The sequence below is a fragment of the Enterococcus sp. DIV2385 genome, from assembly GCF_051711925.1.
In the GTDB taxonomy this organism is placed as follows: Bacteria; Bacillota; Bacilli; order Lactobacillales; family Enterococcaceae; genus Enterococcus; species Enterococcus faecalis.
In genome coordinates, this window is sequence record NZ_JBIONV010000001.1 from 1189147 (window position 1) to 1212324 (window position 23178).

General features: G+C 38.9%; 17 protein-coding genes and 1 riboswitch. Of the genes, 14 read left to right on the forward strand and 3 right to left on the reverse strand.

The genetic code is table 11. The features are described from left to right. Positions 1-10: 10 nt before the first annotated feature. From IGM04_RS05910 to lpdA, 8 genes are all read left to right on the forward strand, one after another. Positions 11-1636: a glycoside hydrolase family 13 protein gene (locus IGM04_RS05910; RefSeq protein ID WP_086317842.1), complete on the forward strand. Its 1626-nt coding sequence runs from the start codon at positions 11-13 to the stop codon at positions 1634-1636. 1 nt (position 1637) lies between these two features. Next, on the forward strand, positions 1638-3251 hold the full coding sequence (locus tag IGM04_RS05915; RefSeq protein ID WP_010828757.1) for a glycoside hydrolase family 13 protein: 1614 nt from the start codon (positions 1638-1640) through the stop codon (positions 3249-3251). A gap of 169 nt (positions 3252-3420) precedes the next feature. After that, positions 3421-4002: a TMEM175 family protein gene (locus IGM04_RS05920; RefSeq protein ID WP_002392546.1), complete on the forward strand. Its 582-nt coding sequence runs from the start codon at positions 3421-3423 to the stop codon at positions 4000-4002. 81 nt (positions 4003-4083) lie between these two features. Continuing rightward, a riboswitch (M-box (ykoK) riboswitch) is annotated at positions 4084-4251 on the forward strand. A 223-nt stretch (positions 4252-4474) separates the two neighbouring features. Next, on the forward strand, positions 4475-7087 hold the full coding sequence (mgtA, locus tag IGM04_RS05925; RefSeq protein ID WP_002413922.1) for a magnesium-translocating P-type ATPase: 2613 nt from the start codon (positions 4475-4477) through the stop codon (positions 7085-7087). 598 nt (positions 7088-7685) lie between these two features. After that, positions 7686-8801, forward strand: a complete 1116-nt coding sequence (gene pdhA / locus IGM04_RS05930; RefSeq protein ID WP_002357768.1) for a pyruvate dehydrogenase (acetyl-transferring) E1 component subunit alpha — start codon at positions 7686-7688, stop codon at positions 8799-8801. A gap of 2 nt (positions 8802-8803) precedes the next feature. Continuing rightward, the gene (locus tag IGM04_RS05935) at positions 8804-9781 is read left to right on the forward strand and encodes an alpha-ketoacid dehydrogenase subunit beta (protein WP_002357767.1); all 978 of its coding nucleotides are present in this window, start codon (positions 8804-8806) and stop codon (positions 9779-9781) included. Between the two features lie 142 nt (positions 9782-9923). Then, on the forward strand, positions 9924-11543 hold the full coding sequence (locus IGM04_RS05940; protein WP_002397244.1) for a dihydrolipoyllysine-residue acetyltransferase: 1620 nt from the start codon (positions 9924-9926) through the stop codon (positions 11541-11543). A 7-nt stretch (positions 11544-11550) separates the two neighbouring features. Further along, complete coding sequence (gene lpdA / locus IGM04_RS05945; protein ID WP_002357765.1) at positions 11551-12957, forward strand: dihydrolipoyl dehydrogenase; 1407 nt, start codon at positions 11551-11553, stop codon at positions 12955-12957. 112 nt (positions 12958-13069) lie between these two features. Here lpdA and IGM04_RS05950 read toward each other — a convergent pair whose 3' ends face one another. Then, entirely contained in the window at positions 13070-14056 is a 987-nt protein-coding gene (locus IGM04_RS05950; protein WP_002382271.1) for a PocR ligand-binding domain-containing protein, read from the reverse strand. Between the two features lie 160 nt (positions 14057-14216). On the opposite strand from IGM04_RS05950, the gene IGM04_RS05955 reads away from it, so the two are divergent. The 5 genes from IGM04_RS05955 to IGM04_RS05975 all read left to right on the forward strand — a co-directional run bounded on the left by IGM04_RS05955 (position 14217) and on the right by IGM04_RS05975 (position 18273). Further along, positions 14217-15356, forward strand: coding sequence for a glycerol dehydrogenase (locus IGM04_RS05955; protein ID WP_002363858.1), 1140 nt, complete (start codon positions 14217-14219; stop codon positions 15354-15356). 12 nt (positions 15357-15368) lie between these two features. Next, on the forward strand, positions 15369-15767 hold the full coding sequence (dhaM, locus tag IGM04_RS05960) for a dihydroxyacetone kinase phosphoryl donor subunit DhaM (RefSeq protein ID WP_002357762.1): 399 nt from the start codon (positions 15369-15371) through the stop codon (positions 15765-15767). Continuing rightward, positions 15768-16751: a dihydroxyacetone kinase subunit DhaK gene (gene dhaK, locus IGM04_RS05965; RefSeq protein WP_002357760.1), complete on the forward strand. Its 984-nt coding sequence runs from the start codon at positions 15768-15770 to the stop codon at positions 16749-16751. It begins immediately after the preceding gene. Between the two features lie 12 nt (positions 16752-16763). Continuing rightward, on the forward strand, positions 16764-17366 hold the full coding sequence (gene dhaL, locus IGM04_RS05970; protein ID WP_002360441.1) for a dihydroxyacetone kinase subunit DhaL: 603 nt from the start codon (positions 16764-16766) through the stop codon (positions 17364-17366). A 124-nt stretch (positions 17367-17490) separates the two neighbouring features. Next, a complete protein-coding gene (locus IGM04_RS05975; RefSeq protein ID WP_002394413.1) occupies positions 17491-18273 on the forward strand; it encodes a hypothetical protein in 783 nt (260 codons plus the stop codon). A 72-nt stretch (positions 18274-18345) separates the two neighbouring features. Here the strand turns inward: IGM04_RS05975 and IGM04_RS05980 are convergent, their stop codons facing one another. Beyond that, positions 18346-19497: a hydroxymethylglutaryl-CoA synthase gene (locus tag IGM04_RS05980; protein ID WP_086317843.1), complete on the reverse strand. Its 1152-nt coding sequence runs from the start codon at positions 19495-19497 to the stop codon at positions 18346-18348. Positions 19498-19682: 185 nt separating this feature from the next. Here IGM04_RS05980 and IGM04_RS05985 point away from each other — a divergent pair, with 185 nt between their 5' ends. After that, on the forward strand, positions 19683-22094 hold the full coding sequence (locus IGM04_RS05985) for a hydroxymethylglutaryl-CoA reductase, degradative (RefSeq protein WP_002393211.1): 2412 nt from the start codon (positions 19683-19685) through the stop codon (positions 22092-22094). 19 nt (positions 22095-22113) lie between these two features. Here the strand turns inward: IGM04_RS05985 and IGM04_RS05990 are convergent, their stop codons facing one another. Continuing rightward, positions 22114-23166 (reverse strand): AI-2E family transporter, encoded by a 1053-nt coding sequence (locus tag IGM04_RS05990; RefSeq protein WP_002357754.1) that lies wholly within the window; start codon positions 23164-23166, stop codon positions 22114-22116. Between the last annotated feature and the right edge of the window lie 12 nt (positions 23167-23178).

Consider the following 23178-nt stretch of genomic DNA (forward strand, 5'->3'; position numbering starts at 1 on the left):
GTGAAGAAGAATGGAAAAACATTGGTGGCAAGAAGTCGTGGTTTATCAGATTTATCCTCGCAGTTTTAAGGATAGCAATGGAGATGGCATTGGAGATTTACCAGGAATTATTGAAAAATTGGATTATTTGGAAACGTTAGGCATTGGGGCTATTTGGTTATCACCAGTTTATCAATCACCCAATGATGACAATGGTTATGACATTTCTGATTATGAAGCGATTATGACAGAGTTTGGGACGATGGCGGATATGGATCGTCTAATTGAGGAAGCGAAAAAGCGAAAGATTGAAATTATTATGGACTTAGTGGTTAACCATACCTCAGATGAACATCGTTGGTTTATTGAAGCGAAAAAAAGCAAGGAGAACCCCTACCGAGACTATTATGTATGGGCTGATCCTGCTTCAGATGGCGGTGTGCCTAACCGATTGAAATCTGCCTTTTCGGGTTCGGCGTGGACGTTTGATGAAGCGAGTGGGCAATACTATTTGCATTTGTTTAGTAAAAAACAACCAGATTTAAATTGGGAAAACCAACAAATGCGTCAGTCGGTTTACGAGATGATGAATTTTTGGATTGATAAAGGAATTGGCGGTTTCCGTTTAGATGTAATTGACTTAGTGGGTAAAATTCCAGGAGAAGAGATCACCGCGAATGGGCCTCATTTACATCGTTATTTACAAGAAATGAACGCCGCGACATTTGGCGGCAAAGAGCTGTTAACTGTAGGTGAAACATGGGGGGCCACACCTGAGATTGCAAAAATGTACTCTAGTCCAGAGCGTCATGAATTATCTATGATTTTTCAGTTTGAACATATGAGCTTGGATCAACAACCAGGTAAAGAAAAATGGGACCTTCAGCCAATGGAAGTTGCCAAGTTGAAACAGGTTTTTGCAAAATGGCAAACAGAATTAGGAAATGATGGCTGGAATTCTTTGTTTTGGAATAACCATGATTTACCGAGAATGATTTCACGTTGGGGAAATGATCAGGAATATTGGTTGGAAAGTAGTAAGTTATTCGCTATTTTACTGCACATGATGAAAGGCACACCTTATATTTATCAAGGGGAAGAAATTGGTATGACCAATACGCCGATTACAGATATTCGTGAAGCGCGGGACATCGAAACGATTAACATGTACCATGAGTATCTAGAAAAAGGATATTCTAAAGAAGAAATTTTGCTGAAAATTAATACTAAAGGTCGCGACAATGCACGCCGGCCTATGCAGTGGACCGCTGAAAAAAATGCGGGCTTTACGACTGGTACACCTTGGATTGATGTTAATCCCAATTATCAAACGATTAACGTCGCTGCTGCTTTGGCAGATAAAAATTCACTATTCTATACGTACCAAGAAATGATTCGTTTGAGAAAAGAACATCCTTTAATTGTTTGGGGCAACTTTGAATTGCTGGAAACAGTGGAGGAAGTGATCAGTTTTTATCGTACCTATAGTGAGGAACGCTGGCTTGTTGTAACGAACTTTTCTGACAAAGTTCAGCCATTTTCTGCAGATGTTTCTGTAGAACAAGTAATGATTGAAAATATGCCGACAGATGTCACTGCTTTAGCAGACTATTCGTTAGCGCCTTGGCAAGCATTTGTTGTGAAAGTGAGTCAATAAGATGGACCAATGGTGGAAAAATGCTGTCGGTTATCAAATTTATCCTCGGAGTTTTAAAGATAGCAACGGGGATGGCATTGGTGATTTGCAGGGAATTATTGAGAAATTACCGTATTTAAAAGAACTAGGGGTCGATTTTTTATGGTTAAATCCGATTTACACTTCGCCGAACGTTGACAATGGTTATGATATTGCGGATTATCAAGGGATTCAGCCAGAATTTGGTACGATGGAAGATTTTCAAGAACTTTTGGACCAAGCGCATCAATTAGGTTTGAAGATTATTCTTGATTTAGTGGTCAATCATACAAGTGATCAACATCCGTGGTTTGTTGAAGCAAAAAAAAGTTTAGATAATCCGTATCGTGAGTATTATTTATGGGCCGATGCGACACCAGAACGTATGCCGAATGAATGGCAAAGCTTTTTTGGTGGCTCGACTTGGACGTATGACGAGGATACAAAGCAAGCATATTTTCATGTGTTTGCAAAAGAGCAACCTGATTTGAACTGGAAAAATCCTAAAGTTCGTGAAGAGATTTATGCGATGATTCGCTGGTGGTTAGATTTGGGAATTGATGGTTTCCGATTAGATGCGATTAGTCATATCCAAAAAGAACCTTGGAATTTTAAGATTACCACGAATCCATGGGCTCCCTTTATGAATGTAAAAGGCATTGAAGACTATATGTTGGATTTGAAAGCTATTTTTGCTGAGTATGACATCATGACAGTGGGGGAAGCTAGTGGCGTTTCAAGTAAAAAAGCGGTGGAATGGACCAATGATGCGGGCTATCTGAATATGATTTTTGAATTAGAGCACAATGTTCGAGAAGGGAAGCCAGGAGAAGAACGGTTAAATATTTTAGGCTATAAAAAAGTAATGGCTCGCTGGCAAAAGCATTTAGGGACAGAAGGCTGGAATGCATTATATGTAGAAAATCATGATAATCCCAGAATCAATTCAATTTTAGGCAATGAAACCTCTCATTCTGCTAAGGCGATTGGAACAATCGCCTTGCTCTTGCGAGGAACGCCGTTTATTTATCAAGGACAGGAAATCGGCATGGTTAATTATCCGTTTCAACAGATTGACGAGTTAGATGCTAAAGATTCCCATAACCATTATCGTTTGCTTATAGAAAATGGCTACGATGCGAAACAAGCATTAAAAGAAGTGGCGCATTGGACGCGGGACCATTCGCGTACGCCTATGCAGTGGACGAATCAAGAGGCAAGTTCATTCACCTCGGGGCATCCGTGGTTAGCAATTCATCCCAATTTCAAAGAAATAAATGTGGCTGACCAAGAAACGGATGCGCAATCCGTGTTGAATTATTATAAAAAGTTAATTGCGTTGCGGAAAGAAAATCCAGTCTTTACAGATGGACAGTTTGAACTATTAGCGCCCAATCATCCGTCTGTTTTTGCTTTTTTAAGAAAAACAACTGAGGCAACAGCGTTAGTGATTGTCAATTTAAGTGGAGAAAAGTGCCAATTTGACTTGCCGAATAAATTACTAGGCAGAAAGTGGCAACAATTGTTAGGAAACCAAGAGTTTACAGTGGAGAAACGGATGCGGTTAGCACCTTATCAGGCAGGGGTCTTCCAATAACTGATTTGTTCTATAATGAGTGCAAGAGGCTTACTTTTAAGTAGGACTCTTGCACTCGTTTTTAGGAACTTCAACAACCGAGAGACTTCATAAATAATTGAATTTTTACAGAAATGCGTTATACTTACTTTGGGTAAGTTATTTAATTTTATGAAAGTAGGGGGAAATGATGCCGAAAACACGTGTAGAAGCATTTACAGATGCAGTCATTGCGATTATTTTAACGTTATTAATTTTAGAATTAAAAATTCCTGAAAAAGCAGATTGGTCTGCTCTGACTCAATCTGGACACAAAATCATTATTTATTTAATTAGTTTTGTTACTTTATTGATTTATTGGAACAATCATCATCATTTATTTCAAAGTGTCCGTAAAATTGATGGACGTGTCCTTTGGATGAATAATTTATTAATTTTGACGTTGACGTTTTTCCCGTTTGTTACTGGTTGGGTAGGTGAACATCCGTTTTCTTGGCCGCCACAAGCTTTGTATGGCTTAGTAGTATTAGGAGCTGATGTTGCTTATTATCTAGTGGTGCGGGCATTGATTCAGGCAAATGGGCCCAAATCCGAAGTACAACGTTTGTTTGGCCACTATCCAAAATTAACGCTTTCGATTGTGTTGAATATTATTGCGTTGATTGTAGGCAAACTAGTAGCGCCAATCGCTGTCCTGATTATTGATACGATTGTTTTAGTCATGTGGTTTATTCCTGAGCGAAAAGCAGAAATAAAGGAAATTTTAAAGTAGTTATTTTTTATTTATAACAAAAAAGTCATAAATCTTTTGACAAGAATGTCAAACTCCTCTATTATAAGAAGTGGATAAAAACTGAATAATTGTTAGGTGAGGCTCCTATTTGGACAAATGCTGCTGCCGCGAAAGGATCGAGAGACCCTTAGTTGGTTGAACAGGAATAATCGTGAAGGTTATTCATAATGTAGCTGATACATGTTATCTACGCCCTATAGTGCTAAAGCTCAACGATAGAGAATCTTATTTAAAGATGGTATTTTGGGACGTACTCTATTGTTGAGTAGGTCCTTTTTTGTGTGTTTGGCAAAAAAGCAATTATTCACTGGAAGTATAAATAAGAAAAAGAAAGGATGACTGTCATGGAAGACCCTGGAAGTGAACAGAGAAACAAAATACAGTCACCAACGAAAGGAGAAGATTTTAGCGCTCTTTTCGGCAGGTGACCACAACCTTGGAGGAAAAGAAAATGATGAACAAAAAAACAATGGATATGAGAAAAGCAACCAAAGATCAAGAATTACGTAAATTGGCTTTGCTTTCTGAACGGGAATTAATGATGGAATTACGGACATCTGAAAAAGGACTCTCGAATGAAGATGCCGAAAAAAGATTAGAGGAATTTGGACCAAACGAAGTTTCTGCACAAAAGCCAACCCCAGCAATTATTTTATTTTTAAGTGCATTCAAAGATCCGTTTGTCTATGTCTTAGCCTTATTGATGGTCGTTTCAACTTTAACGAAAGACTTCGAAGCCGCTATCGTGATGGGCGTGATGATTTTAGCCAGTGTCTTGATTGCTTTTATACAAGAGTATCGTTCTCAAAAAGCGAGTTTGGATTTAAAAGAATTAATTGAAAATACCGCTGCAGTGACACGGGAAGGGATTACGAAAGAAATTCCAATGGACGAAATTGTTCCAGGAGACATTGTAACTTTAGCTACAGGAGACATGATTCCTGCAGATGCCGTGTTGATTTGGACCAAAGATTTATTCGTTAATCAATCGTCGCTAACAGGCGAATCCATGCCTGTCGAAAAATTTGTGGATGCAGGTGTGGATCGTCAACAAACAGAGGTTTCTGCATTAGATATGCAAGACCTAGTGTTTATGGGCACAGATGTCTTGAGTGGACAAGGAAAAGCGATTATTTTAAAAACTGGGCAACATACATTTTTTGGTGATATTGCTAAAAATGCTACAACACAACGAGGAAAAACTAGTTTTGACTTAGGCTTAGCAAAAGTCAGTAAGTTTCTATTACGAATGGTAATGATTTTGTTTCCAATCGTTTTCTTGATTAATGGTTTAACTAAAGGTGCTTGGGGCGAAGCGTTTTTCTTCGCGATTGCCGTTGCAGTTGGTTTGACACCAGAAATGTTGCCAATGATTGTTACGAGTAACTTAGCCAAGGGTGCATTATCCTTATCGAAACATAAAGTCATTGTTAAAGAATTAGCGGCTATCCAAAATTTGGGTGGAATGGATGTGCTCTGTACAGATAAGACTGGAACGATTACCGAAGATCGTGTAGTTTTGGTTCAACATTTGAATCCATTAGGTGATTTGAGTGACGAGGTTCTAAATTTAGCCTACTTAAATTCTTCTTATCAAACAGGTTGGAAAAATTTAATGGATATTGCCGTTATTAATTTTTATGAAGAGCATCAATGGAAAACGCCGTTTAAAAATGTCACTAAAATTGATGAAATTCCTTTTGATTTTTCCAGACGCCGCTTAACGGTTGTCGTGAATGCAGATGATCATCAATTGATGATTACGAAAGGCGCCGTGGAAGAAATGGAAGAAGTGTGCACGCATGCGCAAATTAATGGCGAAATTGTACCATTAAGCAGTGCTGTACGAGAAGAACTACGCCGAGTGAATGTTCAAATGAACAAACAAGGGATGCGTGTGTTAGCGGTAGCTGTAAAAAAAGATGTCCACAAAGAAGCAGTTTATTCAGTTGAAGATGAAAAAGAGATGACATTGATTGGATTTATGGGTTTTCTTGATCCAGCAAAAGAGTCAGCCGTCAGCGCTATCCGCTCCTTACATGAACATGGTGTCAACGTGAAAGTGCTAACGGGCGATAATGACATTGTCGCCAAAAAAGTCTGTAAAGATGTAGGCATTGAAGTTTCCCATGTGTTATTAGGTTCTCAAATTGAAGCAATGACAGATGAAGAGTTGCGGGCGCAAGTAGAAGAAACTAATTTATTTGCCAAATTAAATCCGATGCAAAAATCTAAAATTATTGAATTGCTACAAGCAAAAGGTCATACGGTTGGTTTTATGGGGGATGGCATTAATGATGCACCGGCATTACGAAAAGCTGATGTGGGCATTTCAGTAGATACTGCAGCTGATATTACTAAAGATGCTAGCTCGATTATTTTACTGGAAAAAAGTTTAAATGTACTGGAATCTGGTGTGATTGAAGGACGAAAAGTATTTAGCAATATGATGAAATATATTAAAATTACCATCAGTTCTAATTTTGGGAATGTCTTTTCAATTTTAGTAGCCAGTGCTTTTTTACCATTTCTACCAATGCTTTCCTTACAACTCTTGATTCAAAATTTGATTTATGATGTAGCTCAGTTGACAATTCCTTGGGATAATGTCGATGAAGAAGAGTTATTAAGCCCTGTTCGGTGGGAAACTAACGGACTAGCGAAATTTACGGTATGTATTGGCCCGGTAAGTAGTATTTTCGATATTCTAACGTATCTTGTCATGTGGTTTGTGTTTAGCGCCAATAGTTTGGCCACTCAACATTTATTCCAAACAGGTTGGTTTATGGTGGGACTTGTTAGTCAAACGTTAGTTGTTCATATGGTCCGGACGCGGAAAATACCATTCATTCAAAGTCGTGCGTCAATGCCTGTGATGTTAAGTAGTTTAGGCGCAATTTTACTCGGTTTCTTGATTGTAGCAACGCCTATAAGAGAGGTTTTTGACTTTGTGAAACTTCCGGCTAACTACTGGCCATGGTTCTTTGGAATCATCATTGCGTACATGTTAACTGTTGAAGTAGCTAAACGTTTATATATTAAAATTACCAAAGAATGGATTTAGTAAAATCTACTGAAAGAGAAGAGAATTTGCTAAGCTGTATTACTCGTTTTGCGAAAATTTGGTGATTTTAAGCAATGAATGTTCGTGATAAAACCTAAGGTAAAGTATTTGGCAAAAAAACGAGCCAAAAAAAATAAAAATTAACGAAAAAAACTTTGTTCTCTAAAAAATAAAAAACCGCATGCTGAGTAGGTTACTCGGCTGACGGTTTTTATTTTTTGGTTTTTTCAAGATAATTTTCATGAAAACGCAAAGTTCGGAAATCAGATTACTAGCCAGCTCGGGTATGAGGGGGCTCGAATTAATAGAACTGTTATATAATATTTTCAAAATAGAATATAACAGTTGGGAGAAAAATAGTACAGAAGAAGTGTGGAACAGAAACCGTTTTCTTGTTTGTGAAAATTATCACTAAACCGCAAAAACATGCGGTTTTGCTCTTTTGTGAAAAAATGAAGAAATTAGAGTTTTTTTCTTGCGCTTTTTCGAATTTAGTGATAATTTGTTAAGTGTAGTCGATAAAAAGTAATACAGTTTCGCACTCTGTTTTACTTTTATCGAAATTAAAGAAACGTAATAGAGAGGATTGTGTGACAAAATGGCAAAGGCTAAGAAACAAAAACCTATTGACTTTAAAGAGCTAATGGCTAAAGTCGACGCTGATTTCCCAACTTTCCAAATCTTGGATCAAGATGGAAAAATTGTGAATGAAGATTTAGTACCTGATTTATCGGATGAGGAATTAGTTGAATTAATGACACGTATGGTTTGGTCTCGTGTGTTAGACCAACGTTCTACTGCATTAAACCGTCAAGGACGCTTAGGATTCTTCGCACCAACAGCTGGACAAGAAGCAAGCCAATTGGCAAGTCAATTTGCAATGGAAAAAGAAGACTACTTACTACCAGGTTACCGTGATGTACCTCAATTAGTACAACATGGTTTACCATTAAGAGAAGCTTTCTTATGGTCTCGTGGTCACGTAGCAGGGAACTACTACGCGGAAGATTTAAATGCATTACCACCACAAATTATCATTGGTGCTCAATACATCCAAGCAGCTGGTGTTGCTTTAGGATTGAAAAAACGTGGAAAAGAAAATGTTGTCTTCACTTATACTGGTGACGGCGGTTCTTCACAAGGGGACTTCTATGAAGCAATTAACTTTGCTGGTGCTTACCAAGCAAACGGTGTCTTCATTATCCAAAACAATGGTTTTGCGATTTCTACACCTCGTGAAAAACAAACAGCGGCTAAAACTTTAGCTCAAAAAGCTGTTGCAGCAGGAATTCCTGGTATTCAAGTTGATGGTATGGATCCATTAGCAGTTTACGCAATTGCAAAAGAAGCACGCGATTGGTCAGCTGCAGGAAACGGTCCAGTTTTAATTGAAACATTAACCTATCGTTATGGTCCACATACTTTATCTGGAGACGATCCAACACGTTACCGTTCAAAAGAAATGGATGACGAATGGGTACAAAAAGATCCATTGACTCGTTTCCGTAAATATCTAACAGATAAAGGCTTATGGTCTGAAGCAAAAGAAGAAGAAATTATTGAAAAAACAAAAGAAGAAATCAAAGTAGCGATTGCAGAAGCGGATAAAGCGCCAAAACAAAAAGTTTCTGATTTCTTGAAAAATATGTTTGAAGTTCAACCTCAAACAATTAAAGAACAAATTGCATTTTATGAAGCGAAGGAGTCGAAATAAAAATGGCACAAAAAACTATGATCCAAGCAATTACAGATGCCTTAGCTCTTGAATTAGAGAAAGACGAAAATGTCTTAATCTTCGGTGAAGACGTTGGTAACAACGGTGGGGTTTTCCGTGCAACTGAAGGTTTACAAGAAAAATTTGGTGAAGACCGCGTCTTCGATACACCTTTAGCTGAATCTGGTATCGGTGGATTGGCTTTCGGTCTTGCCTTGCAAGGTTACCGTCCAGTTCCTGAAATCCAATTCTTTGGTTTCGTTTTTGAAGTATTTGACGAAATCGTTGGTCAAATGGCTCGTACGCGTTACCGTATGGGTGGAACTCGTAATATGCCAATTACTGTTCGTGCCCCATTTGGTGGTGGTGTTCATACACCAGAACTTCACTCAGATAACTTAGAAGGATTAATCGCACAATCACCAGGTGTTCGTGTTGTTATTCCATCAAACCCTTACGATGCAAAAGGACTATTAATTTCATCTATTCGTAGCAACGATCCAGTTGTCTACTTAGAGCACATGAAATTATACCGTTCATTCCGTGAGGAAGTGCCAGACGAAGCTTATGAAGTGCCTTTAGATAAAGCGGCTGTAACTCGTGAAGGAACAGACGTATCAATCATTACTTACGGCGCTATGGTTCGTGAAGCGATTAAAGCAGCTGATAGCTTAGCGAAAGACAATATTTCAGCAGAAATCATTGACTTACGTACAGTTGCTCCTTTAGATGTGGAAACAATTATTAACTCTGTTGAAAAAACTGGCCGTGTGGTTGTCGTTCAAGAAGCACAAAAACAAGCTGGCGTTGGCGCTATGGTTGTTTCTGAAATTTCTGAACGTGCCGTATTATCATTAGAAGCACCAATCGGACGTGTATCTGCTCCAGATACAATCTTCCCATTCGGACAAGCAGAAAATATCTGGTTACCAAATGCGAAAGATATCGAAGCAAAAGCTAGAGAAATCGTCGAATTTTAATAGTTATTCGAAGTAGATAAACGAAGAATTAAACAGGTGGATTACGGCTATAGGCATGAAATGTTCAGCTACTATAGTCGTTTCCCCGCGTTTTGCTCCTAAGAAAATAGACAGATCCAACGAAGAAGGGAAGACTTAAAAAATGGCTTATCAGTTTAAATTACCGGATATCGGTGAAGGGATTGCCGAAGGCGAAATCGTTAAATGGTTTGTAAAACCTGGCGATACAATCAACGAAGACGATACGTTATTAGAAGTACAAAATGACAAATCAGTGGAAGAAATTCCATCACCAGTAACAGGTACTGTAAAAAATATCGTTGTACCAGAAGGAACAGTTGCAAACGTTGGTGACGTGTTAATCGAAATCGACGCACCTGGTCACGAAGATAACGATGCAGCACCAGCAGCTCCTGCACAAGAACAAACACCAGCACAACCTGCTGCTGTACCAACAACCGAAGCAGCTGGCGGATTTTTCCAATTCAAATTACCAGACATCGGTGAAGGAATTGCCGAAGGCGAAATCGTTAAATGGTTCGTTAAAGCGGGCGACACAATTAATGAAGATGATTCATTATTAGAAGTACAAAATGACAAATCAGTAGAAGAAATTCCATCACCAGTAACAGGTACTGTAAAAAATATCGTTGTACCAGAAGGAACAGTTGCCAATGTGGGCGACGTGTTAGTTGAAATTGACGCACCTGGTCATAATTCATCAGCACCGGCAGCCGCAGCACCAGCTACTGACGCTCCTAAAGCTGAAGCATCAGCTCCAGCCGCTTCAACAGGCGTAGTTGCAGCCGCTGATCCAAACAAACGCGTTTTAGCAATGCCATCTGTTCGTCAGTATGCGCGTGAAAAAGACGTTGATATTACACAAGTAACTGCAACTGGTAAAGGTGGCCGTGTCATTAAAGCGGATATTGATGCCTTTGTTTCTGGTGGCTCTCAAGCAGCACCAGCTACTGAAGCTGCTGCAACAGAAGCAGCACCTAAAGCGGAAGCAGCTGCACCTAAAGCAGCGCCAAAAGCCTTTACTTCTGATTTAGGCGAAATGGAAACACGTGAGAAAATGACACCAACACGTAAAGCAATTGCTAAAGCAATGGTTAACAGCAAACACACTGCTCCTCACGTAACATTACATGATGAAGTAGAAGTTTCTAAATTATGGGATCACCGTAAGAAATTTAAAGATGTTGCTGCTGCAAATGGTACAAAATTAACATTCTTACCATACGTTGTAAAAGCATTGACTTCAACTGTTCAAAAATTCCCAATCTTGAATGCATCAATCGATGATGCAGCACAAGAAATTGTTTACAAAAATTACTTTAACATTGGTATCGCTACTGATACAGATCACGGCTTATATGTACCAAATGTTAAAAATGCTAATACGAAGAGCATGTTTGCTATCGCTGATGAAATCAACGAAAAAGCAGCATTGGCTATCGAAGGCAAATTAACTGCACAAGATATGCGTGATGGTACAATCACAATTAGTAACATTGGTTCAGTCGGTGGCGGCTGGTTTACACCAGTAATCAACTACCCTGAAGTTGCTATTTTAGGCGTTGGTACAATTGCACAAGAACCAGTTGTTAATGCAGACGGCGAAATCGTTGTGGGACGCATGATGAAATTATCATTAAGCTTTGACCACCGTATCGTTGACGGCGCAACTGCTCAAAAAGCAATGAACAACATTAAACGCTTATTAGCTGATCCAGAATTACTATTAATGGAAGGATGATTAACAAATGGTAGTAGGAGATTTCGCCATTGAACTAGATACAGTCGTAATCGGAGCTGGACCTGGAGGATACGTTGCTGCAATTCGTGCCGCAGAAATGGGTCAAAAAGTTGCGATTATCGAACGTGAATACATCGGAGGCGTTTGTTTAAACGTTGGATGTATTCCTTCAAAAGCTTTAATTGCTGCTGGACATCATTACCAAGAAGCACAAGATTCTTCAACTTTTGGTGTAACAGCTAAAGGAGTCGAATTAGACTTTGCAAAAACACAAGACTGGAAAGATAACACAGTTGTTAAATCATTAACAGGCGGCGTTGGCATGTTATTGAAAAAACACAAAGTAGAAATTATTGAAGGCGAAGCATTCTTCGTTGACGAAAATACATTGCGTGTTATTCACCCAGACTCAGCACAAACTTACTCATTCAATAATGCTATTGTAGCAACAGGTTCTCGTCCAATTGAAATCCCAGGATTCAAATTTGGCGGACGCGTGTTAGATTCTACAGGCGGTTTAAACTTAAAAGAAGTTCCTAAAAAATTCGTTATTATCGGTGGCGGTGTCATCGGTGCTGAATTAGGTGGCGCTTATGCTAACTTAGGTTCAGAAGTAACAATTTTAGAAGGTAGCCCATCAATTTTACCAACTTATGAAAAAGATATGGTTAAAGTTGTCACAGACGACTTCAAGAAGAAAAACGTAACAATCGTGACTTCTGCAATGGCTAAAGAAGCTGTTGACAATGGCGATAGCGTCACTGTTAAATATGAAGTTAACGGAAAAGAAGAAAGTGTTGAAGCAGATTACGTAATGGTCACTGTTGGACGTCGTCCAAACACAGACGACTTAGGCTTAGAACAAGCGGGCGTTGAAATTGGCGAACGTGGTTTAATCCCAGTTGACAACCAAGGACGTACTAACGTGAAAAACATCTTCGCAATCGGCGACATCGTACCAGGTGCTGCGTTAGCGCATAAAGCAAGCTACGAAGCAAAAATTGCTGCTGAAGCAATTTCTGGTAAGAAAGTTGCAGTTGATTACAAAGCAATGCCAGCTGTTGCCTTTACTGATCCAGAATTGGCAAGCGTTGGTATGACTGTTGCAGAAGCAAAAGAAGCGGGAATCGAAGCAAAAGGCTACAAATTCCCATTTGCTGGTAACGGCCGTGCAATCTCTTTAGATAAAACTGAAGGATTCATGCGTTTAGTTACAACTGTAGAAGACAATGTCATCATCGGTGCACAAATTGCCGGTGTCGGTGCAAGTGACATGATTTCTGAATTAGCTTTAGCTATTGAATCTGGCATGAATGCAGAAGACATTGCTTTAACAATCCACCCACACCCATCATTGGGCGAAATTACTATGGATACAGCTGAATTGGCTTTAGGTTTACCAATTCATATTTAATAGTATCACTTTGTCGCACGACAGATATAATGCGCCTTTTGCACTTGTTGCATTAGCCACAGCAAGTGCAAAAGGTGTAAAAAAACAACGACTTCTCGGAGTCGTTGTTTTTTTATGCTCTGTTCTTTCTTTTACGGTATTTAAGGGGTGTTTCACCCGTTTCTTGTTTAAAAATCCGGACAAAATAGCTATCTTCAACAAACCCTAAATCTTCACTGATTTGGGCAATTGTTTTATCTGTCTCCAAAAGAAGCTGTTTAGCCCATGTGATTTTTAATTGTCGATAAAATTGACTAAAGGGAATACCAAACTCCTCTTTTAATAAACGACTTAAATACGTCGGTGTCAAATGAACAAGGTCTGCCAGTTCTTGTAAATTTAAACGCAGCGATTTGTTTTCCCAAAGGGCATCTAAAACCGGTTGTAATTGCTTATTTTTAGTTTGATAGGCACTTGAAGGAGTTAATTGAGCAGTTAATAAAGTTTGTTGAATATCTTTTTGGATCATATTCAATGGCTCCAGCTCTTCTTTTCGCGAACTAATCTGTAAGGATTGTTTGTACGTATTGATTAAATAATCTTTTTTGATGGCTTCAGAAATAATATATTGGCTTAGATCAGCGATTAATGTCGCGCTCTTTTCTAAGTCTGCTAGTTCTAAAACAGGGTATTGTTGATACAGCTCTTGGTGTGTTACTAAAAATTCTTGAATGAAGGCATCATTCATGGTTAAAACCTGTTCTAACTCTTCTTGGTGATCTTCGAGCAAAACTTCACCAGCCATAATGGCTCCTACATACTGGTCATCAACAATAATGGGGATGGCCATATCAACGATGTTAAAGTGACAACGGTAGATAAAAGGCTGACCAGTGCGAACAGCTTCCAAGCCACCACGAGCATCACATTTTTCACAAAGTTTCGAGAGCTCAGGCGAGTGACGTACCAGTTGGCAAAAGGGTTGAACTTGACTATGTTTCGTCACAGGTCGCCCTTTATAATCGACTAAAATAATGGCTAAACGAGTGCTTAAGGCCAATGATTCTTGCAATTTTTCCCACTTTTCTAAATCTAAAATATTTTTTAATTCTACAGTCATAAGGCAATCCTTCAATCTAAAGTTTAAAAATCATAATATTTTATTATTTCACAAAATAATTCTATCATTTTTTGCAAGAAAACGATACCAAAAGTTCAATGCTTTTTGGATGAAAGCGTTTTATACTGTGTATGTAAACAAAATATAGGAGGCTATCAACATGAGAAAAGCATTGATTTTACCAACGAAATATGTTCAAGGGGAAGATGAATTACTAAACTTAGGTTACTTCGTTTCAACTTTTGGAAAAAAAGCGTTACTAATTGCAAATCCTGCTGACGTTGATCGTGTACGTCCACAATTGGAAGAAACAGCGAAAAAGTTTGACATTACCTTCGTAGAGGGTGGCTTTAGTGGAGAAGTAACGCGTGAAGAAACAAAGCGCTTGCAAAACGTTGGACAAAAAGAACAAGCAGACTGTATCATTGGTTTAGGTGGCGGTAAAGCAATCGATGCTTCAAAAGTCGTAGCAGAAGGTGAAAACTTAATTATTGTACCAACGATTGCGGCTCAAGATGCACCAACTTCGCATTCAGCTGTACTATATCATGAAGATGGCTCATTTGATGATTATGCTTACTTTAAACAAAGTCCAAGCGTCGTGATGGTTGATACAAAAGTGGTTGCCAAAGCGCCAACTAGATTTTTAGTTGCTGGAATGGGGGATGCCTTATCCACATATTTTGAAGCACGCGCAACACACAATTCGTATTCTCGGGTTAATGCTAGTTTGCCAATGGGTTCAAGAGAAGGCTTAACGCCCGCTGCTAGCGGCACATATGCAGCTTTGGCCATGGCGAAACTTTGCTGGGAAAATCTACAGGAAGATGGGTTAAAAGCGAAATTAGCTTGTGATGCAAACGTGGTTACTGAATCATTGAATAAGATTATCGAAACAAATATCTTACTTTCAGGCTTAGGTTTTGAAAGTGGCGGTTTAGCTGCAGCGCATGCGATTCATAACGGTATGACAGTCTTACCTGGTGCGCACAGTTATTTACATGGTGAAAAGGTAGCCTTTGCAACGATTGCACAACTTGTATTAGAAGATGCAGCAAAAGACGAATTAGAAGCTGTTTTAGACTTTAGCGCTTCTGTAGGTTTACCATTAACGCTTTCAGACATTGGTGTCGATGAAATCACTTATGAAGAAGCGTTGGAAGTAGCCAAAATTGCTTGCATTCCAGAAGAATCAATTCATTCAATGCCATTCCCAATTGTCGTTGAAGAAGTAGCGAATGCAATCATTGTTGCAGATAAAGTCGGACAAGAATATAAAACAAGACATAAATTAGATTAAGGAAGTGTCCACATGAAAGCAGATATTTTACTCGTTTCACATAGCAAAATGATTACAGATGGTATTAAAGAGATGATTGAACAGATGAACGCCAGTGAAGAAATTACGATTCATTCACTTGGTGGTACATCAGATGGTTCATTAGGTTCAGATCCAATGAAAATCATTGACACGATTAACGAAGCGGACTCTGACCGAGAATTTTTAATTTTTGCCGATTTAGGCAGTGCCGTTTTAAGTTCAGAATTAGCTTTTGATATGCTAGAAGAAGACCAACAGAAACATTATCATTTAGTCGATGCACCATTGGTTGAAGGTGCCTTTGCGGCAGCAATTACTGCAGGTGTCTCAGATGATTTGACGCAAATTTTAGCAGAAGCTCAAAATGCTGGTAAGAAAGGGTGGAACTAAATGAAAAAAATTATTAATGAACCTGGTAAAATTGTCGAAGAAATGCTCCAAGGAATTGTGAAAAGCTATGGAAACCTTGTTCATCAAGTCGAAGATTCTCGCGTGATTGCTCGCAACGACTCAAACAAACAAGTTGGGTTAGTATCTGGTGGTGGAAGTGGTCATGAGCCTGCACATGCTGGGTTTGTTGGTGATGGAATGTTAAATGCCGCAGTTTTAGGTGATGTCTTTACTTCACCAACACCAGATCAAATTTTAACAGGAATCCAAGCGGCAGACCAAGGGGCCGGTGTTCTGTTAATCGTAAAAAATTATACAGGCGATATTTTGAACTTTGAAATGGCCAAAGATATGGCTGATATGGAAGACATTCATGTAGAAATGGTCGTTGTCGATGACGATATTGCTGTCGAAGATAGCACCTATACCGCTGGCAAACGAGGCGTTGCCGGGACTGTTCTTGTCCATAAAATTTTAGGACATCATGCCCGCCAAGGTGCTTCTTTAGAAGAGCTCGTTTCTTTAGGAGAAAAGATTGTAGCAGCCACGAAAACAATTGGAGTGGCTTTAAAAGCAGCCACTGTGCCTGAAGTTGGCAAACCAGGTTTTACTTTACCAGAAGATGAAATTGAATTTGGCGTAGGGATTCACGGAGAACCAGGCTATCGTCGTGAAAAAATCCAACCATCGAAAGAGTTAGCGAAAGAATTAGTTGAAAAAACATTAAGTAGCTATGAGCAACAACCACAAACTGTGGGAGTACTTGTCAATGGTATGGGCGGCACGCCATTAATGGAACAATTTGTATTTATGAACGACGTGCTAACATTATTAGAAGATAAAGGTGTTCAAGTGACCTTCCATAAAGTGGGTAACTATATGACGTCTATTGACATGCAAGGATTATCTTTAACGATGATTGACTTGGCGACAAAAGACTGGCAAACAGCGCTAGAAAGCAATGTAACAACAATTTCTTGGTAAGGGTGATAAAAGATGGAATTAACAGTAAAAGACATTCAAACATGGTTAGACAATTATTCAAAAGTTATTGAAGAAAAAAAAGACTATCTAAGTGAATTAGACACGCCGATTGGTGATGGGGATCACGGTAACAACATGGCTCGTGGTATGGCTGAATACAAAATTGCGTTTGACAAAAAAGTACCAACAACAATCACGGAGACATTTAAAGTCCTATCCATGGCTTTGATTTCAAAAGTTGGCGGAGCTTCTGGTCCTTTATATGGTACTGCGTTTATGAATATGACTAAAGCGACAAAAGATTTGGAAACCATCAGTTCGCCAGAGCAATTAAAAGAAATTGTTCAGCAAGGTCTAGCTGGGATTCAGATGCGTGGCAAAGCTGAACCAGGAGATAAAACGATGGTTGATGTCTGGGCACCTGTTGCTGAAGTAATTGGAACGGAACAATTTAATGAAGAAAAAATTGAACAATTTGCTGAAGCAACAAAAGATTGGGTGGCGAAAAAAGGACGTGCCTCTTATTTAGGGGAACGAGCAATTGGTCATATTGATCCAGGAGCAGCATCTAGTGCATTATTATTTGAAGAACTAGTCAAAGTAATCAATCAATAACAGTGAGAAAAAAGTTTAGCAAGTGCCTCTCTTGAAGCGCTTGCTAAACTTTTTTTATAAATAATGGTTTCTTTTGTTCATCTATGGGATAATTTAAGTAACAAAAAATAACAAAGATAGACAAATGGGGGATTTAAAGATGAAAAAGCATGTGATTGTGGGATGTTTATTAATCGTTAGCTCAATGTTTGTAAGTGCTTGTGGAAATTCGTCAGACGTGACCACGGAAAAAACCAGTGTCACAAAACAAGTCGAAGCTACGGGACAAAGCACATCCTCTTCTGTAGACCAAACCAAGTATGATGCCATTATTACAGAAGCTAAAAAGTTAACGGCAGAGGGGCAATATAAAGAATCAGAAGAAAAATTAGCTACGATCCCTGTTAGCGATTTAGGGAAACCACACTATTCGATCGTTAAAGAAACGGTTGAGAAACTAAATAATCAAAATAATGAAGGCTTAAAAAGACAAGAAGAAGTCGCGGTTGAAAAGCAAACGAAGTCGAGTCCGGCACCAACGGAATCACTTAAACCAATTCCAGATGAATTTGCTAAATGGGCAACCACGTATCTTTTTTATTATCCACGAGGAGATCAAAAGCAAGCGGGTTTAATCATTGAAGCGAATGGAGCGGTCACGCAGACGAATACGAATGGCGAAATTTACACAGGAAAAGCCGAAATAAGTGGAGCTTCGGGCACTATTTTAAGTTATGATACGACTAGTTATCGCCCGACGACCCAACCAGCTACAAAATCGATTACTCCAAATGTTAAAATCACTGTTACTTGGAACAATGGCGGCGGTGTTGATGTTTATTATGGCTACGTTTCTTATTCACAACGTTTAGCTTTGACAGATGGTATCGCCGTGACAGACGGGGTCAAAGAAGTTTGGCTTTCATAAAAAGAGCTAGACATTCAAGCAAAAACTTGAATGTCTAGCTCTTTTGTTGATTGAATCGGGGGATTTAAATACTTAGTTTCGATAAGAACGAACGGTATTATTAATAGCAGAAATACTATATTTTAATTCATCTTCTAACGTTTGATCAATGTCTGTGTCTAAAGTTTCTGCAAACATGGCTTCATATTCAGCGATAGAAAGTTCTGTCCGATTATCCAGCAGTGCTAAATGAGTTTCTTTTTGTAAATGATTTTGATAACCAGCTACTAATTCACCAGTGAAAAATTCAGCGACAGCACCAGAACCATAACTGAATAAACCAATTTGATTGCCTGCGGTTAAAGTCGTTGCATTTTCTAAAAGGGAAATGAGTCCCAGATAAAGTGAACCCGTATACAAGTTTCCTACGCGACGACTATAGATGATGCTTTCTTCATAACGAGCTAAAATTCGTTCCTGTTCTGCTTCAGTTTGGTCGGAGATTTTTGCTAATAAGGCTTTTTTGCCCATTTTTGTGTAAGGAATATGGAACGCTAAAGCATCATAATCTACAAAATCAAGACCGGTTCGTTTTTTATGTTCATCCCAGACTTGGGCAAAAGATTGGATGTAGGTTTCGTTTGACAAAGGACCATCGACCATAGGATATGGATGGCCTGTTGGACGCCAAAAGTCATAGATATCTTGCGTCAGCATCACATTATCCTCTTTTAAAGCCAAAATGCGCGGTTCACTAGCAACTAACATTGCAACCGCCCCAGCTCCTTGTGTAGGCTCACCGCCAGAATTTAAGCCATATTTTGCAATATCTGCCGCTACGACCAAGACTTTTTTATCTGGATGTAAGGCTACGTGATTCTTAGCTAACTGTAAGCCTGCTGTTGCTCCGTAACAAGCTTCCTTGATTTCGAAAGAGCGAGCGAAAGGTTGAATCCCCATTAAACGATGTAAGACAACTGCGGCCGCTTTTGACTCATCGATACTGGACTCAGTCCCGACAATCACCATATCAATGGCCTCTTTATCTTCTTTGGTCAAGATCGCTTCTGTGGCATTGGCTGCAAATGTCACAATATCTTGGCTGATTGGGTTCACCGCCATTTGGTCTTGCCCAATACCAATATGAAATTTTCCAGGGTCTACATTTCTGGCTTCAGCCAGTGCCGTCATATCAATATAATAAGGGGGCACAAAAAAACTAATTTTATCAATCCCAATTGTCATTTCTTTAACTCCTTTACGATAAATAGATTCATTATATAAAATAGCACGAAATGAACCAAAATGGGGAATTTTTGTATTAACTTCATAGATTATTAAAAAATATCTTATAAGTCTGTTAACATTCAGTAATTGGCACTTGTGATTCTGGGATTTTATGATATATTTCAAGATGGAGGTGCATTTAGTTGAAAACAGTAGTTATTATTGATGCATTACGAACACCAATTGGAAAATATAAAGGCAGCTTAAGTCAAGTAAGTGCCGTAGACTTAGGAACACATGTTACAACACAACTTTTAAAAAGACATTCCACTATTTCTGAAGAAATTGATCAAGTAATCTTTGGAAATGTTTTACAAGCTGGAAATGGCCAAAATCCCGCACGACAAATAGCAATAAACAGCGGTTTGTCTCATGAAATTCCCGCAATGACGGTTAATGAGGTCTGCGGATCAGGAATGAAGGCCGTTATTTTGGCGAAACAATTGATTCAATTAGGAGAAGCGGAAGTTTTAATTGCTGGCGGGATTGAGAATATGTCCCAAGCACCTAAATTACAACGATTTAATTACGAAACAGAAAGCTACGATGCGCCTTTTTCTAGTATGATGTACGATGGGTTAACGGATGCCTTTAGTGGTCAAGCAATGGGCTTAACTGCTGAAAATGTGGCCGAAAAGTATCATGTAACTAGAGAAGAGCAAGATCAATTTTCTGTACATTCACAATTAAAAGCAGCTCAAGCACAAGCAGAAGGGATATTCGCTGACGAAATAGCCCCATTAGAAGTGTCAGGAACGCTTGTGGAGAAAGATGAAGGGATTCGCCCTAATTCGAGCGTTGAGAAGCTAGGAACGCTTAAAACAGTTTTTAAAGAAGACGGTACTGTAACAGCAGGGAATGCATCAACCATTAATGATGGGGCTTCTGCTTTGATTATTGCTTCACAAGAATATGCCGAAGCACACGGTCTTCCTTATTTAGCTATTATTCGAGACAGTGTGGAAGTCGGTATTGATCCAGCCTATATGGGAATTTCGCCGATTAAAGCCATTCAAAAACTGTTAGCGCGCAATCAACTTACTACGGAAGAAATTGATCTGTATGAAATCAACGAAGCATTTGCAGCAACTTCAATCGTGGTCCAAAGAGAACTGGCTTTACCAGAGGAAAAGGTCAACATTTATGGTGGCGGTATTTCATTAGGTCATGCGATTGGTGCCACAGGTGCTCGTTTATTAACGAGTTTAAGTTATCAATTAAATCAAAAAGAAAAGAAATATGGAGTGGCTTCTTTATGTATTGGCGGTGGCTTAGGACTCGCTATGCTACTAGAGAGACCTCAGCAAAAAAAAAACAGCCGATTTTATCAAATGAGTCCTGAGGAACGCCTGGCTTCTCTTCTTAATGAAGGCCAGATTTCTGCTGATACAAAAAAAGAATTTGAAAATACGGCTTTATCTTCGCAGATTGCCAATCATATGATTGAAAATCAAATCAGTGAAACAGAAGTGCCGATGGGCGTTGGCTTACATTTAACAGTGGACGAAACTGATTATTTGGTACCAATGGCGACAGAAGAGCCCTCAGTGATTGCGGCTTTGAGTAATGGTGCAAAAATAGCACAAGGATTTAAAACAGTGAATCAACAACGCTTAATGCGTGGACAAATCGTTTTTTACGATGTTGCAGATCCCGAGTCATTGATTGATAAACTACAAGTAAGAGAAGCGGAAATTTTTCAACAAGCAGAGTTAAGTTATCCATCTATCGTAAAACGGGGCGGCGGCTTAAGAGATTTGCAGTATCGTGCTTTTGATGAATCATTTATATCTGTCGACTTTTTAGTAGATGTTAAGGATGCAATGGGGGCAAATATCGTTAACGCTATGTTGGAAGGTGTGGCCGAGTTGTTCCGTGAATGGTTTGCGGAGCAAAAAATTTTATTCAGTATTTTAAGTAATTATGCCACGGAGTCGGTTGTTACGATGAAAACGGCTATTCCAGTTTCACGTTTAAGTAAGGGGAGCAATGGCCGGGAAATTGCTGAAAAAATTGTTTTAGCTTCACGCTATGCTTCATTAGATCCTTATCGGGCAGTCACGCATAACAAAGGAATCATGAATGGCATTGAAGCTGTAGTTTTAGCTACAGGAAATGATACACGCGCTGTTAGCGCTTCTTGTCATGCTTTTGCGGTGAAGGAAGGTCGCTACCAAGGCTTGACTAGTTGGACGCTGGATGGCGAACAACTAATTGGTGAAATTTCAGTTCCGCTTGCTTTAGCCACGGTTGGCGGTGCCACAAAAGTCTTACCTAAATCTCAAGCAGCCGCTGATTTGTTAGCAGTGACGGATGCAAAAGAACTAAGTCGAGTAGTAGCGGCTGTTGGTTTGGCACAAAATTTAGCGGCGTTACGGGCCTTAGTCTCTGAAGGAATTCAAAAAGGACACATGGCTCTACAAGCACGTTCTTTAGCGATGACGGTCGGAGCTACTGGTAAAGAAGTTGAGGCAGTCGCTCAACAATTAAAACGTCAAAAAACGATGAACCAAGACCGAGCCTTGGCTATTTTAAATGATTTAAGAAAACAATAAAAAAATAGTTCAGCAGAAATTATTCTGCTGAACTATTTTTTTTCACATTAGGTAGCCGTTTCAGGCCACGAATTGGTTTTACTTTTAAGACATCTAAGAAGAAAGTGAACACAGGGATTCCTACAATAAGTCCCCATACACCAAAGAGACGCTCACTAACTAATAAGATGACAAACGTATAAAAGATTGGTAACTCTGTTTTACTAGACATGAATTTAGGATTTAGCACGTAAGATTCAAATAAATGGACGATTGTAATTAAAGCTAAGATATAAATCACATCGTTCAAGCCACCTTGGGAATAAGCGATGAAACTTAGCGGAATGCAGGAAATAATCACACCAGCAACTGGGACTAAGCTCAAAATGAAGATCATAATGGCTAAACTAGGTAGCTGAGTAAAGCCGATTATCGCCAAGGCCAAGGTAGTAATGACTGTATTCACCACAGCAATGAAAAACTGAGCTTCCATTACGACACCAAATGTGTTGACGAACTTGTTGGCAAAATAATAGATATCCTGAAAAAACCAATCAAAATCACTTTTTAAAAATAACTTAGAAAAATCAGCCATTTGCTTCTTCTCAATCATAAAGAAGAAACTTAAAATAAAGGACATGACAAATGATAAGCCGACAGCACCAATATCTTGAATGTAGCGTAAAATCATTGAAGCGCCATTCTGGAGTTGAGAGAGTAAGTTAGATTTTTCCAAGTATTGATCAATAAATTGCAATACTTGATTTGTATCTGTATGTGGACTTTGATAAAAATCAACTACAGAATTAATCATTTGAGTCGTTTGGTTAACTAGAACGGGAACATATTTAGTAATCGCTAAATAGATTAGAAAAACAACCAATGCATAGGTTAAGAGAACGATGACAATCGTCGGGATTTTCATATAGCGTTGAACAAAATGGACCAAACGAACAGCTAAATAGGTAAAGATAAATGTTAAAAGAATTGTTGTAATCATACTTCTGGATAAATAAAGCACAAAAATAATCAAAGCAAGGACGCAAAAACGTCGCAAACGTTCATTTTGAATAAATTTTTGATACAAACTCATAGGGGAAACTCC

Excerpts from the sequence above, each read along its gene's own strand:
- IGM04_RS05955 (WP_002363858.1), top strand. The coding sequence starts at position 14,217 with ATGAGAAAAGCATTGATTTTACCAACGAAATATGTTCAAGGGGAAGAT.
- pdhA (WP_002357768.1), top strand. The coding sequence starts at position 7,686 with ATGGCAAAGGCTAAGAAACAAAAACCTATTGACTTTAAAGAGCTAATG.
- IGM04_RS05915 (WP_010828757.1), top strand. The coding sequence starts at position 1,638 with ATGGACCAATGGTGGAAAAATGCTGTCGGTTATCAAATTTATCCTCGG.
- IGM04_RS05975 (WP_002394413.1), top strand. The coding sequence starts at position 17,491 with ATGGGGGATTTAAAGATGAAAAAGCATGTGATTGTGGGATGTTTATTA.
- IGM04_RS05950 (WP_002382271.1), bottom strand. The coding sequence starts at position 14,056 with ATGACTGTAGAATTAAAAAATATTTTAGATTTAGAAAAGTGGGAAAAA.
- dhaL (WP_002360441.1), top strand. The coding sequence starts at position 16,764 with ATGGAATTAACAGTAAAAGACATTCAAACATGGTTAGACAATTATTCA.
- dhaM (WP_002357762.1), top strand. The coding sequence starts at position 15,369 with ATGAAAGCAGATATTTTACTCGTTTCACATAGCAAAATGATTACAGAT.
- IGM04_RS05980 (WP_086317843.1), bottom strand. The coding sequence starts at position 19,497 with ATGACAATTGGGATTGATAAAATTAGTTTTTTTGTGCCCCCTTATTAT.
- lpdA (WP_002357765.1), top strand. The coding sequence starts at position 11,551 with ATGGTAGTAGGAGATTTCGCCATTGAACTAGATACAGTCGTAATCGGA.
- mgtA (WP_002413922.1), top strand. The coding sequence starts at position 4,475 with ATGATGAACAAAAAAACAATGGATATGAGAAAAGCAACCAAAGATCAA.
- IGM04_RS05940 (WP_002397244.1), top strand. The coding sequence starts at position 9,924 with ATGGCTTATCAGTTTAAATTACCGGATATCGGTGAAGGGATTGCCGAA.
- IGM04_RS05910 (WP_086317842.1), top strand. The coding sequence starts at position 11 with ATGGAAAAACATTGGTGGCAAGAAGTCGTGGTTTATCAGATTTATCCT.
- IGM04_RS05920 (WP_002392546.1), top strand. The coding sequence starts at position 3,421 with ATGCCGAAAACACGTGTAGAAGCATTTACAGATGCAGTCATTGCGATT.
- IGM04_RS05935 (WP_002357767.1), top strand. The coding sequence starts at position 8,804 with ATGGCACAAAAAACTATGATCCAAGCAATTACAGATGCCTTAGCTCTT.
- IGM04_RS05990 (WP_002357754.1), bottom strand. The coding sequence starts at position 23,166 with ATGAGTTTGTATCAAAAATTTATTCAAAATGAACGTTTGCGACGTTTT.
- dhaK (WP_002357760.1), top strand. The coding sequence starts at position 15,768 with ATGAAAAAAATTATTAATGAACCTGGTAAAATTGTCGAAGAAATGCTC.